Annotated in this window: 18 protein-coding genes and 1 riboswitch; of the genes, 9 read left to right on the forward strand and 9 right to left on the reverse strand. The window is 46.9% G+C overall.

Translation table 11 applies throughout. From position 1 onward, the window contains the following. The first annotated feature begins 19 nt into the window (after positions 1–19). The 3 genes from M1D71_RS00450 (at position 20) to M1D71_RS00460 (ending at position 1701) form a co-directional block, all read left to right on the forward strand. A complete protein-coding gene (locus M1D71_RS00450) occupies positions 20–196 on the forward strand; it encodes a hypothetical protein (RefSeq protein WP_186328016.1) in 177 nt (58 codons plus the stop codon). A 22-nt stretch (positions 197–218) separates the two neighbouring features. Continuing rightward, positions 219–371 carry a small acid-soluble spore protein P gene (locus tag M1D71_RS00455; RefSeq protein WP_145326589.1) on the forward strand — a complete coding sequence of 51 codons (153 nt, stop codon included), beginning with the start codon at positions 219–221 and terminating at the stop codon, positions 369–371. A 235-nt stretch (positions 372–606) separates the two neighbouring features. Continuing rightward, positions 607–1701: a hypothetical protein gene (locus M1D71_RS00460; RefSeq protein WP_458124835.1), complete on the forward strand. Its 1095-nt coding sequence runs from the start codon at positions 607–609 to the stop codon at positions 1699–1701. 134 nt (positions 1702–1835) lie between these two features. Here the strand turns inward: M1D71_RS00460 and M1D71_RS00465 are convergent, their stop codons facing one another. Together M1D71_RS00465 and tadA are read right to left on the reverse strand one after the other, a co-directional pair. Beyond that, a complete protein-coding gene (locus M1D71_RS00465) occupies positions 1836–2405 on the reverse strand; it encodes a GNAT family N-acetyltransferase (protein WP_458124836.1) in 570 nt (189 codons plus the stop codon). 48 nt (positions 2406–2453) lie between these two features. Beyond that, the gene (gene tadA / locus M1D71_RS00470) at positions 2454–2954 is read right to left on the reverse strand and encodes a tRNA adenosine(34) deaminase TadA (RefSeq protein WP_458124837.1); all 501 of its coding nucleotides are present in this window, start codon (positions 2952–2954) and stop codon (positions 2454–2456) included. A gap of 332 nt (positions 2955–3286) precedes the next feature. Here tadA and M1D71_RS00475 point away from each other — a divergent pair, with 332 nt between their 5' ends. Next, positions 3287–5626: a PAS domain S-box protein gene (locus M1D71_RS00475; RefSeq protein ID WP_458124838.1), complete on the forward strand. Its 2340-nt coding sequence runs from the start codon at positions 3287–3289 to the stop codon at positions 5624–5626. Between the two features lie 18 nt (positions 5627–5644). Continuing rightward, on the forward strand, positions 5645–6346 hold the full coding sequence (locus M1D71_RS00480) for a pseudouridine synthase (RefSeq protein WP_458124839.1): 702 nt from the start codon (positions 5645–5647) through the stop codon (positions 6344–6346). Positions 6347–6557: 211 nt separating this feature from the next. Here the strand turns inward: M1D71_RS00480 and motB are convergent, their stop codons facing one another. Further along, positions 6558–7376, reverse strand: coding sequence for a flagellar motor protein MotB (gene motB / locus M1D71_RS00485; protein ID WP_458124840.1), 819 nt, complete (start codon positions 7374–7376; stop codon positions 6558–6560). Beyond that, a complete protein-coding gene (gene motA / locus M1D71_RS00490; RefSeq protein ID WP_458127123.1) occupies positions 7363–8163 on the reverse strand; it encodes a flagellar motor stator protein MotA in 801 nt (266 codons plus the stop codon). Before motA ends, motB begins: the two co-directional genes overlap by 14 nt. A gap of 234 nt (positions 8164–8397) precedes the next feature. Here motA and M1D71_RS00495 point away from each other — a divergent pair, with 234 nt between their 5' ends. The 4 genes from M1D71_RS00495 to rbsK are packed head-to-tail and all read left to right on the forward strand — an operon-like array spanning position 8398 to position 10236. After that, complete coding sequence (locus M1D71_RS00495) at positions 8398–8691, forward strand: hypothetical protein (RefSeq protein ID WP_458124841.1); 294 nt, start codon at positions 8398–8400, stop codon at positions 8689–8691. Positions 8692–8738: 47 nt separating this feature from the next. Continuing rightward, positions 8739–8879, forward strand: a complete 141-nt coding sequence (locus tag M1D71_RS00500; protein WP_458124842.1) for a hypothetical protein — start codon at positions 8739–8741, stop codon at positions 8877–8879. 30 nt (positions 8880–8909) lie between these two features. After that, positions 8910–9206, forward strand: a complete 297-nt coding sequence (locus M1D71_RS00505; protein ID WP_062838136.1) for a 4a-hydroxytetrahydrobiopterin dehydratase — start codon at positions 8910–8912, stop codon at positions 9204–9206. A 43-nt stretch (positions 9207–9249) separates the two neighbouring features. Continuing rightward, complete coding sequence (rbsK, locus tag M1D71_RS00510) at positions 9250–10236, forward strand: ribokinase (RefSeq protein ID WP_458124843.1); 987 nt, start codon at positions 9250–9252, stop codon at positions 10234–10236. A gap of 71 nt (positions 10237–10307) precedes the next feature. Here rbsK and M1D71_RS00515 read toward each other — a convergent pair whose 3' ends face one another. From M1D71_RS00515 to M1D71_RS00535, 5 genes are all read right to left on the reverse strand, one after another. Further along, the gene (locus M1D71_RS00515; RefSeq protein WP_458124844.1) at positions 10308–10664 is read right to left on the reverse strand and encodes a c-type cytochrome; all 357 of its coding nucleotides are present in this window, start codon (positions 10662–10664) and stop codon (positions 10308–10310) included. Between the two features lie 150 nt (positions 10665–10814). Continuing rightward, a complete protein-coding gene (locus tag M1D71_RS00520) occupies positions 10815–11309 on the reverse strand; it encodes a GNAT family N-acetyltransferase (RefSeq protein ID WP_458124845.1) in 495 nt (164 codons plus the stop codon). A 355-nt stretch (positions 11310–11664) separates the two neighbouring features. Next, complete coding sequence (locus tag M1D71_RS00525; protein ID WP_145326601.1) at positions 11665–12135, reverse strand: C40 family peptidase; 471 nt, start codon at positions 12133–12135, stop codon at positions 11665–11667. 3 nt (positions 12136–12138) lie between these two features. After that, positions 12139–12276: riboswitch (cyclic di-AMP (ydaO/yuaA leader) on the reverse strand. A 254-nt stretch (positions 12277–12530) separates the two neighbouring features. Next, complete coding sequence (locus M1D71_RS00530) at positions 12531–13373, reverse strand: hypothetical protein (RefSeq protein WP_458124846.1); 843 nt, start codon at positions 13371–13373, stop codon at positions 12531–12533. A gap of 10 nt (positions 13374–13383) precedes the next feature. Beyond that, entirely contained in the window at positions 13384–15375 is a 1992-nt protein-coding gene (locus M1D71_RS00535; protein ID WP_458124847.1) for a M1 family metallopeptidase, read from the reverse strand. Between the last annotated feature and the right edge of the window lie 36 nt (positions 15376–15411).

The raw sequence follows: 15411 nt of genomic DNA on the forward strand, positions 1-15411 counted from the left end.
TCTGAAGGAGTGAACTCAATTGACTAAAGCCAAAGCGGGAGTAGACAAAAACCTGCAAAATGTAATTGATGATCTGGAGCAGCCAGCCGTAAACAGTCATCATGCTCAGCAGATTCAGCAAGATATTAATGATCGCCGTCATCAGGATGCACTGAATCATGATAAAACGGAAGATAGGGACCCATCCCATTCCTAAACAATGATGAGGGGGCAATAATATGAGCAAACCGAAAACAATTCCCGTACCGGAAGCGCAAGCATCCGAACAGCATCATCATTCATCCAAACGCTCTTCCATGCAGGAGCCATTATCCGGTTCCAAAAAAGTTAAAAATCAAAACCACGTGGATCATTTGAATCCTCAAGGTTAATAGAAGAAACAGATTTACAGCAAAAGTCCCTTGTTACCTAACAGGGGGCTTTTGCGTATTCATACATATATAAAGACTGGCACATGGTTATTCCCACAAGCTGACATAGGTCTTTGTAGCCATTTTAAAGAGGAAAGATCACATTTTTCCCAAATTAGGTTTCGGTATCTGGTGATATGGTATATCATTGAGATTGAATTACTTTTTTGGGGTTATCACGAGAGGAGAGAAACAAATGACTAAACGTATGGGGGCGCTTCTTCTTACATTGCTGTTGACCGTATCTATGGCATTGACAGCATGTAGCAGCAAGCAGGAACCAAAAGAGGCATTGAAGACGGCTGCGGCCAATGCTTCCAAATTGACTTCGTATGAAATGAGTTCCAACTTTACAATTAATGAATTGAGCTATAAACCGGGGGATGCGTCACAAACTGATCCTACTATGACTCAGTTTATGAGCATGCTGAAGGATGCTCAATTGAATGTAACGGGTGTATACCAAAGTGAGCCAATGCAGACAGAGATGACTGTTGGCATCGAGCTTAAAGGCGACATGGGGATGACCTTTAACATTCCAATGGTGATGACGGCAGAGAAACTTTATGTGAAAGTGCCGAACATTCCATTCTTCCCGATTCCCGAGAACGTTGTTAACAAGTTCTTGGAGCTGGATCTGAAAGAATTGGCTGAGCAAGAGGGCACAGAATGGAACCCGGATGCTATGGATGCAGCCAAAACGCAAAAGCTGAGCAACGAAGTAATGGACGCAGTGCTGGGCGAGTACGATCAAGCTAAATTCTTCAAAAACCTAGACACCAAAGATGCACAACTTCCTGAAGGTGTAGATGCGAAGCAGGTTGTACAATTCTCGGTGAATAATGACAATGTTAAAGAAGCGGTTACTGTACTGGTAACGAAAGCTATGCCTAAAGTATTGGATATTCTGTCCAAAGAGGAATATCGTGAATTGCTGCAAATGGATCAGGCTGATATTGACAAAGCTAAAGAAGATATGAAAGTCACTGAGGCAGATCAGGCTGAAATGGCTAAAGACCTGGACAAATTGAAAGATGTTCTGACAATTAACCAATTCAACATCGATTTTGCATTGGACAAAAACGACTTCCCGGTATATCAAAAGATGGTCGCTGATGTGCTGATCAAGCCGGAAGATACGAAAGACGAAGTGAAATTGGCATTTACCGGTTCCAATACGTACACCAAGATTAACGAAAAAGCAGCATTCAAAATCAACATCCCTACGGGCGATGACGTAATTACCATGCAAGAGTTCGAAGAATTGATGAACGCTTCGTACGGTTACTAATCTCGTCGAGTCCAACCAAAACCGTCTGTTATTCAAGTGGAAAATATCTTTCTGCTTGAATACAGGCGGTTTTTTGTATATGAATGTAATTTGTTGAATTGGAATGTAGACTGTTGTGTGGGGAGTTTCTAAAATTAGTTTGTAAGTTCATCCAAGTCTTCAGCAAGTACAGCATAGATCTGATGATCCTGATATTTGCCGTTGATTTTGAGGTATTTGCGAGCAGTACCTTCAAACTGGAATCCGTTCTTCTCCAGTACGCGCTGCGAACCTTTGTTGGAGGGTAATACCGCAGCCTGAATCCGATTTAACTTCAGTGCACGGAAGCCGTAAGCTACGGCGAGTTTAACCGCTGCTGTCATTCGTCCACCGCCTTGATAATCCGGATGGATAAAGTAACCCATGTCAGCATAATTGGCAACGCCCAATACCACATTGTTGAGACTTACTTGTCCAATCAGCAGGCTGTCTTGAATGGTATAGATTCCAAATTGATATCCTGTACCTTCTTCTGCTGCCTTGACCCGATCCTGAATCCGCCGAGTCTGAGCATCCAGTGTATAGAAATCGTCCTCTCGCACAGGTTCTACAGCTTGATATGGGATGCGTGTGATCTGAATGAGGTCCAGATAGGATGGTGTATCCTGGGGTGTGAGCAACCGAAGGCTTATGCCATTGGCTGTATCATAGAGTGTTAGTGCCATTGCAATACACTTCCTTTCCAATTGGGCTTTCGTAATCGATGATTATTGTTATTTTTTGCGTAAACGTCTGAAGAATTGAGTCAGCATCGTGGAGCACTCAGGCTGAAGAATATCCGGAACGACCTCGGTACGATGGTTAAAACGAGGCTCTTGTAGCAGATTCATCAGTGTACCTGCGCAGCCTGCCTTGGGATCAGCTGTACCATAGATTACGCGGGGGACTCTGGATTGTACAATTGCTCCTGCACACATTGGACAGGGTTCCAGAGTGACATATAGAGCACAATCCAGTAAACGCCAAGCTCCAATCGTCTCGCTGGCCTGACGGATAGCTACCATCTCCGCGTGGGCGGTGGAATCCAGCGTAGTTTCACGCAGATTATATCCTCGACCAATGATTTGATTATTTTGTACGATTACGGCTCCAATCGGAACTTCGCCAAGAGCCTCGGCTTTGTATGCCTCGGCAATGGCCTCTCGCATCCAATGCTCATGCTGAGCTTCCTCGGATAAATGTGAAAGGTCGGGCTGGAGAAAATGGTCAGTCATTACAATATAACTCCTTCCAAAAGCGTTTATTCAGCGAACAAGTATTCGGGTTGTTAACATGTTGTGTATAGAATTGTGGATAACCGTACAGTTGCTCACATAGTTATAAACAAACTATCCACAAGCCTGTGGATTTGTGGATAAATATAGTGATTAAATTTCATTGTAGAGTCCAAAAAGGCAAAAAACAACGAATTTCGAGCTTTTGAGCCAATCGGTAACTTTTGGACGGAGGTCAATTATACTTTTCAAATAGACATACAAGCGTTATGATGGGTATAGGTTTTGCCATATATCGCCAGAGGGTACAAGCCGAGAGGTGAACAAAAAAGTTGTCTATTAAAACGAAATTATCCATGATTATGTCGTGCTCAGTGCTCGTGATTTTAGTGTTGAATATCGCATTGAGTTATTATACTACAGAAGAGAATCTGCGGCAGGACAGTGAAAACAAGATGGTGCTCACTGCGAAGCAGATTGCAATTGCTGTCGAACAGAATCAATACAGTTCGAATTATGTAAAACGACAGATTGGAAACAATCTGTGGCTTGCTGCCGTTATGGCAGCGGAAGAATTGGACCCGGATATTAATAATATCACAAATGAAGAACTTGTCCGCATGAGCCAAAAGGTCGGCGTCTCGCATATTTCGTTGATGGAGCAGACGGCTGATGACATTGTGGTTAGTCGATCTTCAGATCCGAGAGAGATCGGACTATCCACCAAATCCATGACCTATTGGTATCAAGCCTTTAAGCAGTTGTTTGAAAAACAACAGGTGACGATTCCCCAAGGGCAGAAGTTGGATCATTTCTGGTCAGATGGATTCGAGTATTCTACATCCAGTCCTTCGGATATTGATATCTGGGGTTACTACCATGATGGAAAGAGAAACTACATAATCAATCCCTTCTATAATAATACGGAAGTTGATGACTATGTGAAAATCTCTAGTCCGGATGAGATTTTGAATAAAATTCGTGAGGTCAATCCCTCCATTCTGGAGATTACAGGCATCAATCCGTTAACTTTCGGCAGCCCGAACATGGGTGGTGACGGAAGAGATTCGAACTTTAGCAAGTTGAATAACAGACCGATTCGTTTCGGCACATATCAGTATGGTTCTGCGGATGAGGACCATCGTGCTGTGGTGCGCGCCATTCGGACAGGGCAAAATGTGTCTTTTGTCAGTGAAACGCACGAACAGAAGGTACTGAAGAGTTTTATTCCCATTTTCACACCCAATCAGTCTTCCTATGTCATCAGTATTGTCATGGACTATAAGCAAATATCCTCCATGGTATCGGAGCAGCTGGTGAGCCATGCCTCAATATCTCTGGTTTTACTGGAGATCGTGATCTTTGGTAGCTACTTGCTCGCAGGGTATATTACACGCCCGATCCAATCCATACTGGGCAAAGTGAATGAGGTAGCGGATGGACACTTTGATTTCCGTTTGAAAGTCCGGAGGAAAGATGAACTTGGCCAACTGGCCAACCGTATTAATGCCATGATTCGCAATCTGGGCCATTATACGAGCCGCCTGAAACAGATGTATGAAGAGAATCGGGCGGTTAAAGAGCATCTGGAGTCCATCATCAATCAGACGGCTGATGCCATTCACATTACGGATCTTGAAGGAAAAGTGCTACGGGTTAACCGTGCATTTGAACAACTATATGGTTTTCGAAGTCGTGAGGTGGAAGGTCGTAATCTGAAGATCATCCCGCCAGAGGCAGAGGAAGAAATGAAACGTCAGCATGCCCAACTCGTTGAGGGGATGTCCATTACGTCCAACGAAACCACCTGGATGAAGAAGGACGGGACCCGGGTAGAGGTCAGTGTCAGTACGGCTCCGGTACGAGACGAGGCAGGAGAGATTACCGCGCTCATTAGTGTCTCCAGGGACATTACAAGTCGTAACAGGATGGAAGAGCTGCTCAGACGCTCTGAGAAACTAACAACGGTGGGCCAGCTTGCAGCGGGTGTAGCACATGAGATTCGTAATCCACTGACCACACTGCGCGGGTTCCTGCAGCTCCAGCAAGAGAGCAATAAGCTGAATCATCGTCATCTGGATCTGATGTTATCGGAGCTGGATCGCATCAACCTTATAGTCGGTGAGTTTTTGATTCTGGCGAAACCGCAGGCAGTTCATTTTCAGAATCGGGATATTCGGTTTATTCTCGGTGATGTCATCTCGTTGCTGGATAGTCAGGCGCATCTGCATGGTGTAGAATTTGTACTGCGTGCCTCATCCGATTCGGCTATGGTACACTGTGAAGAGAACCAGTTGAAGCAGGTATTTATCAATTTGCTGAAAAATGGCATGGAGGCCATGCCAAATGGAGGAAGCATCCATATTAAGCTCAAGCATGACGAACAGCTGAATCGCGTCAGAATTGAGATCAAGGATGAAGGGATTGGTATCCCCGAAGAGATGATGCCCAAACTTGGGGAGCCTTTCTTTACAAACAAAGAGTCTGGAACAGGGCTTGGTCTTATGGTCAGTCAACGCATTATTCAATCACATAAGGGCATGATGGATATTAAAAGCGTCATGAACAAGGGAACAACGGTTATTATTGAACTACCTGCATCCGAGCAACAACCGGAAGTTATTGAGGTAGATCAGGTAACGGATGAATCACTTACAGATGAAGAGAAATAGATGAGGTGAGATTACCTTTTGCGTATTAATAAATTTATTAGTGAAACTGGTTACTGCTCCCGGCGTGAAGCAGACAAGTTGGTGGATAGCGGTCAGGTGACGATTAATGGAGTTAAGGCTGAACTGGGCAGTCAGGCAGAAGAATGCGACGATGTACGAATCAATGGCAAGCCAATCAAGGAAAAGAGAAAACACGTATATATTGCCCTGAATAAACCGGTTGGGATCACAAGTACAACCGAGCAGCATATTCAGGGGAATATCGTTGATTTTGTCGGGCACGATGAACGTATCTTTCCAATTGGACGCTTGGATAAGGACTCAGAAGGTTTGATCCTGATGACGAATGACGGAGATATCGTTAACCGGATTCTTAGAGCAGAAGGACGCCATGAGAAAGAGTATATCGTCACTGTTGATCGATCTGTAACCCCGAGTTTCCTTAGAGGTATGAGCACTGGGGTGAAGATCCTGGGGGAGATGACACTACCTTGTACAGTGACCCAAATGACGGATCGAGTATTCCGTATCATCCTGACTGAAGGAAAGAACCGTCAGATCCGGCGCATGTGTAGTGCCTTTGGCTACGAGGTCCGTAAGTTGAAGCGGGTTCGGATCATGAACATTCATCTTGGAGAAATGGCGACAGGTTCATGGAGAGAGCTTACCACCGCAGAAAAAGCGGAACTGGGTGGTCTGCTGGACTATTCATTGGAATAGTCGACTCTACTTTTACTAATTTAACCAATTGAGTCCTGCTTTCCGAAAAGGAGCGCAGGGCTTTTTAGTGCAGAGTTAATGAAGGCTGGTCAATAATACCGAATAGTACAGAAATATGTAGATAAACTATACATAAGCCCTATATAAACCTAAAAGACCGTTCTCCTTGTATCTGGAGAACGGTCTTTGTTTAATGAATCGCTGCAGGCCTCTAGTTTCCTTCGCCTACGGCTTTTACATTTGTATTGTTACTTTGATACTTCCGAATGATAGACACCTCTACACGGCGATTCTGTGCCCGTCCGGTATTGCTGTCGTTGCTGGCAATGGGGTGATACTCTCCATAACCACTTGGTGTGAATTTGGAAGGGTCCAATTGCGTGTTCAGCAACAGGATTTTCAGGAAGTTGAGCGCACGATCCGCACTCAGATCCCAGTTATCCTTATATTGGTTGTTCGAAATGGGAACATTATCGGTATGACCGGATACCACCACTTCATATTCAGGGAACTCCTGCAGCATGCTCGAAATTGCTTTGGCCAGGGATCGTGATTCAGGCTTCACATCTGCTCGGCCTGAGGAGAACAGGGCGTTATCACTAATCGTGATCTTCAATTCAGACTGATTCAGCTTGGTGTTCAGCTGGTCCGAAAGCCCGCTCTTCGAGATATACTGGTCAAGCCGCTTCTTGAGCTTCTCCAGATCCTCTTGCTCTTTTTGAGCCATCTGCGCATCCGTAATCTGAGCTGGTGTTTTCTTGGTGATTTCTGTAGGTTCCTGTTTGTTCTTACCCAAATCAGCACCTGGCGTATCCGGATTCATGGACGAATGGTCCAGAATTCCGGAGCCTCCATTCAATGCGCTGCTTAGTGCGGAAGCCATTTGTTCAAACTTACCCGCATCAATGGAACTCATGCCGAACAACACAATAAACAGAGCGAGCAACAAGGTCATCAAGTCGGAATAAGGGAGCAACCAACTCTCGTCTGCATGCTCTTCATGTGGCTCATGCTTCTTAGCCTTTTTCACCTGATGAACCCTCCTTCTCTTCCAGTTGTTTACGTTCGGAAGGTGTCAGGAATACAGATAATTTCTGATTGATAGCAATGGTGGAAACACCGGATTGAATCGAGAGCAGACCCTCAACCATCATGAGCTTGATTTCCATCTCTTGCTTGGACATCCGCTTCAACTTGTTGGACATTGGATGCCACAGTACATAACCTGTGAAGATACCCAAGAGGGTAGCGATGAATGCTGCTGCAATCGCTTGAGAGAGCTTATCCATATCGCTAAGGTCCGCAAGGGCTGCGATCAAACCAACTACGGCTCCAAGAACGCCAAGTGTTGGAGCATACATACCTGCTTGGGAGAAGATCAGTGCACCACTGCGGTGACGTTCCTCTGTAGTGTGAATATTTTCCATTAGAACATCGCTGACGAAATCTTGATCGTTCCCGTCGATAATCATTCGCATGCCGCTGCGAAGGAAATGATCGTCGATTTCTTCAACTTTTGATTCTAGTGCAAGCAAACCTTCACGACGGGTAGTGGAAGCCCAGTCCATAAATGTGCCGATTAGGGATACGCGGTCGATCAATTTTTGCTGTTTGAACAAAATCCCGAAGAGCTTCGGAACTCTCTTAATTTCTGACATGGGGAATGCCATAAAAATACTTCCTGCGGTACCAACAAATATAATCATGTAGGCTGCTGGGTTGTTGACCAGATTAATTAGGGGAGCATGCTTCAACATCATACCGAGTACAAGTGAAGCGAGTCCCAAAACAAGTCCAATAATTGTTGAAATGTTCATCATACACCTCATCCATGAGATAAAATTGAATCCTTTCAAGCGGCTATATTCGGGCTTCCGGACGAACGTAGAGCCGCAATTCGTTTAATGCTTGGCACTCTTTTGGATTGCCAAAACAGTTAAAACGATCATGTATAGTATTTATCGACCAATAGGCCTTTTTTTTTAAGGGTTATTTTCAGGTATAATAAGATCAAATCCGCTCCTTAGGGGCCGAATAGGAGTGAAAAGCCAATGGGCGTAAAGCATGGACGGGATTATGAAGGAATTTTGACAGATTTGACAACGGCACTCGGACGCATACCGGATCGGTATGTTTTCTTTGAAATGGACTCGGAAGAGTGGGAGAGACTAGGCACGCCTGAGCAACTTGAAGTGGATGAGGCGTTGGCGGAGGATCTGTTCTATGCACTGGGTGAAGAGTCTGTCATCCCGGTTGGAAGTGGAGTCGTCATCCATGATAAGGATCAGCACCGCATTCATATTTTGATCGGGGAAGAAGAGCTGACGTTTGTACCTTTAATTTAGTGTGTGCACATGTTCTCAAAGCCTTACGGTTATTGGATCTATGCCATTTGGTTGATTGGATTTTGAAGCTTGTCCGTGGTAAGATGTTAGTCGTGAAATGGGCCAACCGCATGGCGGTGTGCCTGGCCTTTGAGGTTGCTATGGATCGCATCGAAGGTGTCGGTGGTTATACGGACATCCGTCTGTAATGTACCATCTTATGGGGAGGAAGATAACGCATGGTTTTTTCACAAGAGGAAGTCGAAGCTCATCTGGGAAGGCTGGAAGGCTGGGAACTGGAAGAGGGACGGTGGATTGTACGTAAATTCGTGTTTTCCAACTACATGAAAGGGATTGCATTTGTGGATGAGGTCGCTGCGATCTCGGAAGCATTCAATCATCATCCTTTTATTACGATTGACTATACAACGGTTACGCTGCGTCTTACGTCATGGGATGCGGGCGGTATTACATCTGTAGATATCAAGGAAGCAGGGCAGTATAACGAAGCTTATGACAAAATGAGGTCGGAATAACGATTTCGGTTATTATCGCACGGCGGAAGTGAGTGAACCATACATGTCAGGCTATAATCAGAAACAACCTCTTATTGCTGTCGTAGGCAGTCTCAATATGGATCTCGTGGTGAAGACAGACACGATTCCGGAAGAGGGAGAGACGGTGAGCGGTGAGGAACTGCATTATCTCGCTGGTGGTAAAGGGGCGAACCAGGCTGTTGCCGCTGCGCGTCTGGGTGGACAAACCACGATGATTGGTGCGGTGGGGTCGGACAGTTTTGGCGAACGTCTACTGCACAGTCTGACGGAAAGTGGTGCAGATGCCTCGCAGGTTCGCATATTGGAAGACACGGTTACAGGGACGGCGTCCATTTGGCTCTCACAAGGAGACAACCGGATTATTGTTATTCCTGGGGCGAATGGACAAGTTGTGCCTGCGATGCTGGAGGAGGCGGATACGGTAAAAAGCCTGACTGCAGCCGCAGCGGTGCTGCTGCAGCTGGAGATCCCGCTGCCTGCGGTCACCCGCGCCGCCCAACTAGCGGCTGAAGGCAGCGCACTGGTTGTGCTCAACCCGGCTCCCGCGGTGCCGGGTCTGCCCCAAGAGCTCCTGCGGTGCGTCGACGTTGTCACGCCGAACCGCACTGAGCTTGCCGTGCTTACCGGCCGGGATCATCTCCGGCCGGAAGACCTGGATGCGGCGGTTGCAGAGCTCGCCGCATCCCTCGGGGCCGCTGTCGTCACGACGCTCGGCCCCGAGGGGGCAGTGTACGCGGCGGCGCCTGGTGGCCGCGTACAAGCAGGGCGTGCCGGCGCGTGCCGTGCGCCCGGCTACGCCGTAAGCGCCGTCGATACGACCGGCGCTGGCGATTGCTTCAACGGCGCGCTGGCGGTAGCCCTCGCGCGCGGTGAGACCTTGGACGCGGCTGTAGGCTTCGCCATGGGCGCGGCCGCGTTATCCGTGACGAAGCTCGGCGCCCAGTCCGGGATGCCGTCCGCACATGAAGTCGAGGCCTTTCTGGCCGAGCACGCGCCAGAAGCTCAATAATCTGCATAACAAAGAGGCTCTTACTCTCCCAAAGGGGGATTAAGGGCCTCTTCGTTATGCGCGTGCAGAGATTATTTCTTCTCTGACAACCACATGGCGATATTGGCAATCTCTTCATCCTGCAGTTTGCCCTTAAAGGCAGGCATGCCACCTTTACCTTTGATAATCGTAGAATAGATCTTCTCCAGATCATCCTGGCTGCCGATGTTTGCCAGAGCAGGACCTACGCCACCCTGAAGCTGATCCCCGTGACAGGAAATACAGTTGGCTTTGACCAGTGCCTCAGCCTGTCCTGCATCCATCGTCACTTCCGGCATGGTTGGTTTCGCTTCTTCAGCCACTTCCTCTTTCCCTGGAAGCGTAAACATTAAAACAATAGCTAAAGCGCATGCTGCAAAAAATACCCCGCTCATGATCCATTTGTGCATCCCTTATGTCCCCTCCAGAATGAAAGATCATCTAACCTGAAACTATCCATATCATTATAACGGAACCTGTAGTCACATCATAGCATTTTGTGGTAATTTTTTGAACTAATCACATAACAAGGAGCAGATTTGGTTGTTTTGCAATGAATTCTAATCACGAGGCCCTTCATAGACCATGCAGTGAAAGGGCATTAAGCCGGTAGGGGTCTGTCGTTCGTATGTATCCTGGATGACAAATCCACTCTTCAGATAGACTTGAATGGCACGGGCATTCCAAGTCAGCACTTCCAGGTCAATCTCATTCGTCCGGTTTCGGCGAATGGCTTCCTGTACAATGGCGGTGACAAAAGCTTTCCCTTGACCCTGACCACACAGCTCTGGATGCATGCCGAGGCCAATCCGGGTTACCCCTTGAAGGGGGAAGTATTGAACAAATCCATATATGCGTTCGTTCTGATCTAGAACAATCGCATATTGTTCCTGCCGCAGCTGTGCATCCCCAAATTCCACTTCAAGTGCCTTCATCTGCTCCCAGGGGAGCCAGCTGTAGATATTATAAGGCGGCTCGTATTGCCAATTGCAGATAAACTCCGCATGTTCTTCTAGCATGGGTACAACGTGAAACGTCACAGGGGCTTCATTCATACATCTGCACGCTCCTCTCATTCATCACCAAACCCTCTGTCCACTCTACAAAAGAGCAGTTCTTTTAGCAAGTCTGCAACTTTGGGAAAAAAATGAAACAAAAGTTCCGGTAATTACGTTTATATTATAACGGGATGGGTAAAAACATCATAAGGGCACGGACAAACGAACGCCAAGTAAAGCTGTTGATGTCGCAGGATATGCCTCATGTGTTACTTGCTACGTGAACAGGGGATGAAGCACAAAAAAACCGCCGGATACATTCCTGCGGAGAATGTACCGGGCGGTTCTGTTATACTTCTTACTTCGTTCCAGTAGGGTTAATGGTTACAGCATCATGTTGCCCAGCTTGTCCCTAGTCAAGGGCCAGTGATTCATATGCGTCCGTGCTCATAATCCGTTTAGCGCCAACATAACGATTGGCCCAGTAGTTTTCACTCAATGCACTGATCGTAACACCTTTGGAAGAAGAGGAGTGTGCGAACTTTCCATCCCCTACAAAGATTCCTACATGAGATACGCCTTTACCTGTTGTATTAAAGAATACCAGATCGCCAGCTCTCATCTCCATGCGGGATACGGAATCGCCCATTTCGAATTGGGAACTGGATTGGCGTGCCAAATCAATACCCAACTTGTCGAATACATACCGTGTGAACCCGGAGCAGTCAAAGCCGTTAAGCGTTGTTCCCCCGCTTTTGTATGTAGTTCCCATTGCTGAATCAATTACTGTATCCATTTTTGAATCTGCGAATGCGCTGCCTGCACCAAGCGATAATGCAAATGTGAGGCTAAGTACAGCTGCGGTTAATTTCTTTTTGAACAAGAGATATACCCCTTCCAACGCCTGCGAGGTTAGCTTAAGGATTCGGTTGAAGGTCCCCTATGATCCCTCTGTAGCAAGATCAATTCACCCATAACTGGTTCCCCCGCTTCCCAGGTGCCAGGAATTTGGCTATGCTAGTTATGCACCTGCGAAATCAAGAAATGACGATTTAATTTTAAGTAGTTACAAATATGAATATAAAGATTACAAAGTTGTTACTAAAAACTCACTGCGATTATTGTAACAGAGGTGTACCGGTTTGGCAACGTTTAACAATAAATTTAGCAAAAAAAACCTCGACCTTTGACGGGGAAAGGTTGAGGTTTGCCTATTTATAAGTACTTATTAGGCCATGAGTTTAACATGCGATGGTAACAATTTTTAAACGATTTGCTCTAACCTTTGGATGTTTTGGACTGCCATAAGCGAAAATGGGCGCATATTTTCCACAGGCTCATTAGACATCTGGCAAGAGGATACGTCTGTTGTAGTATAAGTCCGGTGAGTCCTGTTAGTAACCATGAGGCTGAAGTGAACGCCCCGAAGATAAGCAGGTGAACTCCGCCCAGCAGCAGTGCAATGCCAATCACGGCGATGAGATGTCGTAGTGCAATCCAGAGTGCTTTGAGTGTGCCGTGAGCGCCACCTTCTCCCTCCGGTGCGGAAATACCGAACTGCATGTAGAGAAGGACGTGATGGATAACCCAGCCATATATGAACCAGGCAGCTATATAAGGTATGCCGGGCAAGAGTAATTGAAGGGAATGAAATCCATCCAGTAGAATTGAATACAGCTTCGGTATGAGCCAGTAGGCGGGTAGAAGTATCAATAATGTACGTATGCTGTGGAGCAACAGCATCGGTTTCCACAGATTTTTGATTCCGCGGACGAATGGAATGCGCTCTTCAGTACTATTATAGTGCTGAAGCGAGTAGAGCAGTCCTGCTTGAATGAGGGGGCTGATCAACATGCGAACCAGCAGCATAGCCCCCAGGATCCACAGATAACGATGAACCTCCGGATGGGTGGACAGGTTAAGTTGGCTTTCCATTTTGAACAAAAGCGTACTTAACTCCCCGGCATCAGGGTCAGGATAGCGCAGGAGCAGTGGGACGACCGCTGATTGAACCATTCGATAGAGGAAATATCCCCATATGAGCTGATAGAGAAATAAGAGTGCTGCAATGAACATATGCTGACGGACGAGAAACCAGCCTTCGCGTATTTTTGCTTTCACCGTTTCCACCTCACCATGACAGACCTCCGAATATGGCTTCTATTAGTTTGGTTACACTCATGCTCCAGCGGGATTTTGTTGGCTCATCCAGTCCGGATTTCAGGAAATTGTTCATGTGGCGGTTCTCCAGCACGATCGTGTACAGAGGATCGGTCATGGCCCAGGAGACAGGGGATGTGTGAGTTAATTTATAGGTGATGCGATCTTCTTTGCCATTCCATTGCTTGGTAAGGATATGCCCGTCTTCAAAAGCAATGCGAACAGGAACGGCGTTGTAATCACTGCCTTTTTTCACGATCGTCACGGAAGACTCGTACAATGTTTGGCCGTCTTTTTGCACGGGTGTAACACGAATATCCTCTACAGCAAAATCAGCCATTCCGTTACCATAGATGTATTGATTAAAATAATCAGACCAGGAAGTACGGGTTACTTGCTCTACAACTTTCTGGAAATCAGCTGATGTGGGGTGTTTGAAGCGGTACTTCTTCACATAGGTAGAGAGAATACGTTCCATTGTTTTCGCACCGACTTGATGTTCTATACCGAGCAATACAAGCTTGCCACGTGTGTAGACATTGGCCGCGTACTCATTCTGTGACTCGAACTTCCAGGATTCCTGTGTTAATGATGAAGGAGACGTAATCAGGCCCGATTGTACCGGCAGGTTCGGGATCAGTCCATATTCCTGCTCCATCAGTTTGTCTTCTGCATAAGAGGTGAACCCTTCATCCAGCCAAGCTTCTTCAAATTCGTTACTGGCAACCATGCCGTAGAAGTATTGATGTCCAATCTCGTGAACTACGGTACGTTCCAGGTCATAGCCTGGCGTGGTATCATCCGCACCAAAGGCTGTGATTAGCGTGGGATATTCCATACCTCCGGCACCGTTCCCCGTTTTGGGCGGAACAACGATGGATAAGGTCGCGTAAGGATATGGACCAAACCATTTGCTATAATTGGCTAGTGCGGCCTTAGCGGCATGGAAATATCGTTCTTTCAGATCTTGATGAGCAGGGTCCAGGTACAGCTTGATTCGTACCCCAGGAACATTGGGTGCAGAGAAGGGTTCCTCGGCGTAGACAAAATCGGGTGAGGCTGCCCAGGCGAAATCATGCACATCATCGGCATAGAATTGATAGACTTTCTCTCCATTCTTCACCACAGCTTGCTGCGTTGGGAATCCAGTAGCAGCAACTTTGTATGTTTCAGGTACCCGAATACGCACACTATATATACCGAAGTCGGCGTAAAACTCCGAATTGCCGTGGTATTGGTGCAGATTCCAGCCTTCCGTTGTTCTTCCACGCCTGCCCACAGGTTCATAGGCACTTAATTTGGGAAACCATTGACCGGCCATGACAAAATCATCAGCGGTTCCCATCCGTGCAAAAATCTTCGGCAGACTTACTTCGAACCGGGTGTGGAGTGTGATGCTTTCCCCGCCTTTGACGGGTTTGGGCAAGCGTACTTTAATGAGGGTGGTATCCTTGATGTTTCCGTCATCTGGCTGCACATACTGCATCCGGTGGAGCAGAGAGAGCCCGTCCTCCGTTTTCATTTCGGTAATGTTCATGGAGCCATAGCCATTGGTAGGCATGATATCACCCCGAAGCTTTCCACCGGATTCCTTCATAAAGGTGGTGTCAGCAGAAGAGAAGGCGTTGGGATACATATGAAAATATAGTTCACTGACGGTTTTTTTACCTGGATGTGTCCAGGTGATCGTCTGAGTCCCTTTCAATACGTTCCCTTCGGCCAGTTTCACATCCATGTGATACTCCACAACACGGTTGCTGTACACTTCGGCGGTAGGGGTCTGTATACTTTCTGGAGGTGCTGGGGTTGGGGCTATTGCCTTGGGCTTGCCCGATTCGGGGGCGAGTACTGGCAATTCGGATTGAGTTGAGCGATTATAACCCAGAGTGATCCATATCCCTCCGGCAAGTACACACAGGGCCAGGGATGCGGTGAGCCAGCTCTTGGCGCGTCGTGGAATCATCGTTAAATACCTCCCGTTGACAAGCATCTACAGCAT

The organism is Paenibacillus sp. Z3-2, assembly GCF_054161325.1.